The organism is Mycobacterium sp. (genome assembly GCF_050700595.1).
Lineage (GTDB): Bacteria > Actinomycetota > Actinomycetes > Mycobacteriales > Mycobacteriaceae > Mycobacterium.
Window position 1 is genome coordinate 1 of the sequence record NZ_JBOHHI010000196.1, and the last position, 6,288, is coordinate 6,288.

Annotated in this window: 7 protein-coding genes; all 7 read left to right on the forward strand. The window is 66.9% G+C overall.

Going from position 1 to position 6,288, the window contains the following annotated elements:
* Positions 1 to 132 precede the first annotated feature (132 nt).
* Entirely contained in the window at positions 133 to 933 is an 801-nt protein-coding gene (locus ACRDTL_RS18230) for a thymidylate synthase (RefSeq protein ID WP_431508096.1), read from the forward strand.
* A 73-nt stretch (positions 934 to 1,006) separates the two neighbouring features.
* Positions 1,007 to 1,492 (forward strand): dihydrofolate reductase, encoded by a 486-nt coding sequence (locus ACRDTL_RS18235; protein ID WP_431508097.1) that lies wholly within the window; start codon positions 1,007 to 1,009, stop codon positions 1,490 to 1,492.
* Positions 1,493 to 1,589: 97 nt separating this feature from the next.
* Complete coding sequence (locus ACRDTL_RS18240) at positions 1,590 to 2,291, forward strand: cell division protein DivIVA (protein WP_431508098.1); 702 nt, start codon at positions 1,590 to 1,592, stop codon at positions 2,289 to 2,291.
* A 27-nt stretch (positions 2,292 to 2,318) separates the two neighbouring features.
* On the forward strand, positions 2,319 to 3,560 hold the full coding sequence (locus ACRDTL_RS18245) for a winged helix-turn-helix domain-containing protein (protein ID WP_431508102.1): 1,242 nt from the start codon (positions 2,319 to 2,321) through the stop codon (positions 3,558 to 3,560).
* Positions 3,561 to 3,604: 44 nt separating this feature from the next.
* Complete coding sequence (thyX, locus tag ACRDTL_RS18250; protein WP_431508099.1) at positions 3,605 to 4,357, forward strand: FAD-dependent thymidylate synthase; 753 nt, start codon at positions 3,605 to 3,607, stop codon at positions 4,355 to 4,357.
* Positions 4,358 to 4,397: 40 nt separating this feature from the next.
* The gene (gene dapA, locus ACRDTL_RS18255) at positions 4,398 to 5,300 is read left to right on the forward strand and encodes a 4-hydroxy-tetrahydrodipicolinate synthase (RefSeq protein ID WP_431508100.1); all 903 of its coding nucleotides are present in this window, start codon (positions 4,398 to 4,400) and stop codon (positions 5,298 to 5,300) included.
* A 19-nt stretch (positions 5,301 to 5,319) separates the two neighbouring features.
* Positions 5,320 to 6,288: ribonuclease J (locus tag ACRDTL_RS18260; RefSeq protein WP_431508101.1), on the forward strand; the 969-nt coding region annotated here is incomplete at its 3' end.

Sequence of the window (6,288 nt, forward strand, 5' to 3'; positions counted from 1 at the left end):
ACACTCGTACGCTGAACCTTCACTGGGGCCTCCCACATCTGTGGCTCTACGGCCAGGACCGAATTCCTAACCGCAACCCACGTTCACATGTGAGCGAGGCCCCAGCCCCCCATACCGTCTAGGCTGAGGGGCGTGCCGATCGCCACACCGTACGAGGATCTGCTGCGCCTGGTACTCGAGCGGGGCACCCGCAAGGCCGACCGCACCGGCACCGGCACCCGCAGCCTGTTCGGCCACCAGATGCGCTACGATCTGTCGGCCGGCTTCCCGCTGATCACCACCAAGAAAGTGCATCTGAAGTCGGTGATCTACGAGCTGTTGTGGTTTTTGCGCGGAGATTCCAACGTCGGCTGGCTACACCAGCACGGGGTCACGATCTGGGATGAATGGGCTTCCGACACAGGCGATCTCGGTCCAGTCTATGGGGTGCAGTGGCGGTCCTGGCCGACCCCCTCGGGTGAGCACATCGACCAGCTCGGCGCGGCGCTGGAGTTGTTGCGCACCGACCCCGACTCGCGGCGCATCATCGTGTCGGCCTGGAACGTCGGCGACATCGGCCAGATGGCGCTGCCACCGTGCCACCTGCTCTTTCAGTTCTATGTGGCCGATCGGCGACTGAGCTGCCAGCTTTATCAGCGCAGCGCCGACCTGTTCCTCGGGGTGCCGTTCAACATCGCCGGCTATGCGTTGCTCACCCACATGATGGCCGCCCAAACGGGCCTTGGAGTCGGTGAGTTCATCTGGACGGGCGGGGACTGCCACATCTACGACAATCACGTCGAACAGGTACGACTGCAGCTGTCCCGCGAACCTCGGCCGTATCCGGAACTTGTTCTGGCGCCGCGGGATTCGATCTTCGACTACACCTACGACGACATCGTCGTCAAAAACTACGATCCGCATCCGGCGATCAAAGCTCCCGTCGCGGTATGAGCCGCGCCGGCGACGAACTGACACTGAGCGATGAGGTGGGGGCACCTCCCGCTTGCGGGGGAGAGTGGCGCTCTTGACCACAGTGGGCCTGATCTGGGCTCAGTCGACGTCGGGGATCATCGGCCGTGCCGGCGGCATCCCATGGCGGCTGCCCGAAGACCAGGCCCGCTTCAAACAGCTCACGATGGGCCACACCGTGGTGATGGGCCGGCGGACCTGGGAGTCGCTGCCGGCCGCAGTTCGTCCGCTGCCCGGCCGGCGCAATGTCGTCGTGACCCGGCAAGCCGACTATGTGGCGGACGGCGCAGACGTTGTCACCAGCCTCGACGAGGCACTGACCGATCCCGAGGTGTGGGTGGTCGGCGGCCAGCAGATGTATGCGCTCGCGATGCCGTGCGCGAGCCGATGCGAGGTCACCGAGGTGGAGATCGACCTGCCGCGCGACGACACCGACGTACTGGCCCCCGCGCTCGACGAGACCTGGGTCGGGACCACCGGGGAGTGGCTGACCAGCAGCTCGGGACTGCGGTACCGATTGCACAGCTACTGTCGGGTGTGACCACTGGTGTCCGCGCCACACGGATTACCGTGACATACTCGGACTCTGGGGCCGGTCTCATCGGGTGTACCAAGCGTTGCCAGAAGGGGGAATTGGCGTGATAACCGAACCCGCAAAGACGTTCTCTCGCATGTTCAGGGGCTACGATCCGGCCGCGGTTGATGCCCACATCGAGGTGTTGACCACCAAGCAGCAGCTGCTGCTCGACGACGTCGAAAGCCTAAGGGCCCGGCTGAGGGAATCCGGCGATGAAACAGCCGGATTGCGGAAGGAGGTCGCGGTCCTCACGGACACCTCACCGTCGCCCCACGCGATGCAACATCGGATGGCGAAGATGCTGCGGCAGGCGGTCGACGAGGTTTCCGAGATGCAGGCCGAGGCGCGGGCCGAGGCAGAGGCGCTGATCGCGGAGGCCGAGGCGGAGGCCGAGGCCGCGCAGCGAAAGCGCGAAGGGCTGTTGGCGGACATGGCGGCGCAGCGAAAAGCCCTGGAAGCCGAGTATCAGGAAACCAAAGAAAAGCTCGAGGCCGAACTGGCCAGCCTGCGCGCTGACGCCCAACAGGCGCGCGAGCAACTCCTCGCCGATGCAAAGCAGAGAGCAGATCGGGATCGTGAGGAGGCCCGGCGAGCCATGCACGAGGCGAGTCAGCAACGAATCAAGATCCTGGAGCACCTGATGGGCGTATACCGCGACCTGGAAGCGGTTCCGGCCGCTCTTGAGTCGGCATACCAGGAACAAAAGAATCCGCCGGAGGCGAGCGTCGTGGTGCCGTTGGACGAGAAAGTCAGCACCGGGTGAGCCAGCGGTAGCCTTGCCGCTGTGCCGATCCGTAACCATTGCCTGACCGCCGCGCAGGCCCGTCGGATAGCCGTTGCGGCCCAGGGATTTAGCGAGCCGCGGCCCGGCGGCAATATCACCTCCGCGCACCTGCGGCGGCTGATATCCCGCATCCAAGTGCTGCAACTGGATTCGGTGTCGGTGGCGGTGCGCGCGCACTACGCGCCGGTGTTCAGCCGGCTCGGGCCCTACGACCGGGACGTGCTGGACCGCGCCGCCTGGGCGCATTCGGCGCGCAGCCCGCGGCTGCTGGTGGAGTATTGGGCCCACGAGGCCGCGCTGATGGCCGTCGACGACTGGCCGCTACTGCGTTGGCGCATGCGCCAATACCGGCACGGGCGCTGGGAAACCCGCAGGTATTTTGAGGCAGTCAAGGCCAACCCGCGGCTGGCCGACGATATCGTCGCCGCCGTCGCGCAACTCGGGCCGTGTACGGCCGGGCAGATCGAAGACCACCTGGCCGCCGAACCGCGGGCGGCCAAGGGTGCCTGGTGGAACCGCAGCGACACCAAATGGGTTGCGGAGGCGCTGTTCGCCGCCGGGGTGCTCACGACCGCCACCCGGACCGGGTTCACCCGGCACTACGACCTGACCGAGAACGTCCTGCCGCCCAACGTGCTGGCACGGGAGGTCGACGACGACGAGGCCATCCGTCAGCTCACGCTGCGAGCGGCCACTGCGCTGGGTGTCGGCACCGAGGCCGACATCCGCGACTACTTCCGGCTGGCCGCCGGCCAGGCCAAGCCGTCGATCGCCAAGCTGGTCGCCGACGGCGAGCTGGAACAAGCCGACGTGGACGGGTGGTCGGCACCGGCGTATCTGCTTGCCGGGCAGCCGCTCCCGCGGCGCGACCGCGGTACGGCACTGTTGTGCCCATTCGATCCGCTGATCTTCTTCCGACCGCGCGTGCAGCGGCTGTTCGGGTTTCACTACCGCATCGAGATCTACACCCCCGCAGCGCAGCGCCGGCACGGCTACTACGTGTGGCCGTTTCTGCTGGACGGTGAGCTCGTCGGGCGGGTGGATCTCAAGGCCGACCGGGCGCGGGATGTGCTGCACGTTGTCGGCGCCTTCGTCGAACCGGATCGCTCGCCGCCGCGGGTGGCCGCGGCGCTGGCCGGCGAATTGGCGACAATGGCGTCCTGGCTGGGATTAGCCGGTATCACGGTCGGTGACCGCGGGGATCTGGCCGGCGAGCTGAGTTCTGCGGTGAAATCACTTTCGCCATGATGGCCGACTTGCCAAATAGCGGCCGAGTGGCATAGGAGAAACAGGTGGCCGAGACCGCGCCGCTGCGCGTGCAACTGATTGCCAAGACCGAGTTTCTGGCGCCGCCGGACGTGCCGTGGAGCACCGACGCCGGCGGTGGCCAAGCGCTGGTAGAGTTCGCCGGCCGGGCCTGCTACCAGAGCTGGTCGAAGCCCAATCCCAAAACCGCGACCAACGCCGGCTATCTGCAGCACATCATCGACGTCGGGCATTTCTCGGTGCTCGAGCACGCGCAGGTGTCGTTTTACATCACCGGCATCTCCCGGTCGTGCACCCATGAACTCATCCGGCACCGGCACTTCTCCTACTCGCAACTGTCGCAGCGCTACGTGCCGGAAAAGAACTCGCAGGTGGTGATACCGCCGGGAATGGAAGACGATCCCGAACTGCAGCAAATCCTGGTCGAGGCCGCCCACGCCGGCCGCGCCAGCTACACGGAGTTGCTGGCCAGGCTGGAAGCCAAGTTCGCCGATCAACCCAACGCGGCGCTGGCCCGCAAGCAGGCCCGCCAGGCCGCCCGCGCCGTACTGCCCAACGCCACCGAGACCCGCATCGTGGTGACCGGCAACTTCCGGGCCTGGCGGCACTTCATCGCGATGCGCGCCAGCGAGCACGCCGACGTGGAAATCCGCCGGCTGGCCATCGCCTGCCTGCGCATACTCGTCGACGTCGCCCCGGCGGTGTTCGAGGATTTCCAGATCGCCACGCTCGCCGACGGCACGGAGGTCGCCACGAGTCCGTTAGCCACCGAAGCCTGATCCGGCCGGCCGGCCGGCGCTGCCGGGTAGCCTTGGGACCGTGAACACTGCCGGATTCGACGCGCGGACGAGCCTGGGCACCGTCTTGACCGCGATGGTGACGCCATTCGGTTCCGACGGCTCGGTGGACACCGAGACCGCCGCGCGGTTGGCGACGCACCTGGTCGATGCGGGTTGTGACGGCCTGGTGCTGTCCGGCACCACCGGCGAATCACCGACCACGGCCGACTACGAGAAGCTGACGCTGCTGCGGGCGGTGCTGGATGCGGTGGGCGACCGTGCCCGCATCATCGCCGGCGCGGGCAGCAACGACACCGAACACAGCATCCGGTTGGCCGAGGCGTGCGCGGGCGTGGGCGCACACGGACTGCTCGTGGTCACGCCCTACTACTCGAAGCCGTCCCAGGCCGGACTGATCGCCCACTTCACCGCGGTCGCCGACGCCACCGCGCTGCCGGTGCTGCTCTACGACATCCCGCCGCGGTCGGTGGTGCCGATCCAGCCCGACACCATCCGCACATTGGCCGCCCACCCGAACATCGTCGGCATCAAAGACGCCAAAGGCGACCTGCACGCCGGCTCGCAGCTGATGGCCGAGACCGGGCTGGCCTACTACTCCGGTGATGACCCGCTGAACCTGCCCTGGCTGGCGATGGGTGCAACCGGCTTTGTCAGCGTGATTTCTCATTTCGCGGCGGGCCAGCTCCGCGACCTGTTCTCTGCCTTCGGTTCCGGAGATGTCGTGACCGCCCGCAAGATCAACCTCGCGATCAGCCCGTTGTGTGACGCGATGAGCCGCCTCGGTGGAGTGACGATGTGCAAGGCGGGTTTGCGGCTGCAGGGCATCGACGTCGGCGACCCACGGCTGCCGCAGGTGGCGGCGACACCCGAGCAGATCGAGGCGTTGGCCGCCGACATGCGAGCGGCCTCAGTGCTCACGTGACCCACAGGGTGGCCCGCAAGTGGATGTAGACCTCGCCCCGCCAGGTCCGTTGCCCCCCGGTGGGTTGCGGGTGACAGCGCTGGGGGGGATCAGCGAAATCGGCCGCAACATGACCGTTTTCGAGCACCTGGGCCGATTGCTGATCGTCGACTGCGGGGTGCTGTTCCCCACCCACGACGAGCCCGCCGTCGACCTGATCCTGCCCGACCTGCGCCATATCGAAGACCGGCTCGACGACGTCGAGGCGCTGGTGCTGACCCACGCCCACGAGGACCACATCGGGGCGATCCCGTTTCTGCTCAAGCTGCGCCCCGACATCCCGGTCGTCGGCTCGAAGTTCACCCTCGCACTGGTCGCCGCGAAATGCCGGGAGCATCGCCTCAAACCGGTGTTCGTCGAGGTCGCCGAGAACCAACGCAGCAAGCACGGCGTCTTCGAGTGCCAGTACTTTGCCGTCAACCACTCAATCCCCGACGCGCTGGCGATCGCGATACACACCGGCGCGGGAACCGTCCTGCACACCGGTGACATCAAACTCGACCAGCTTCCGCTCGACGGACGTCCCACCGACCTGCCCGGCATGTCGCGGCTCGGCGATGCGGGTGTGGACTTGTTCCTATGCGACTCGACCAACGCCGAGATCCCCGGTGTCGGGCCGTCCGAAAGCGAGGTCGGCCCAACGCTGCACCGGCTGATCCGCGGCGCCGAACGCCGTGTCATCGTGGCGTGCTTCGCCTCCAACGTGGACCGGGTGCAGCAGATCATCGATGCCGCAGTGGCATTGGGCCGGCGGGTGTCGTTCGTCGGACGGTCGATGGTGCGCAACATGCGCATCGCCCGCGACCTCGGCTTCCTACGGGTGGCCGATTCCGATCTTCTCGAAATCGGTGCGGCCGAAATGATGCCGCCGGACCAGGTGGTGTTGATCACCACCGGCACCCAGGGCGAACCGATGTCGGCGCTGTCGCGGATGTCGCGCGGCGAGCAC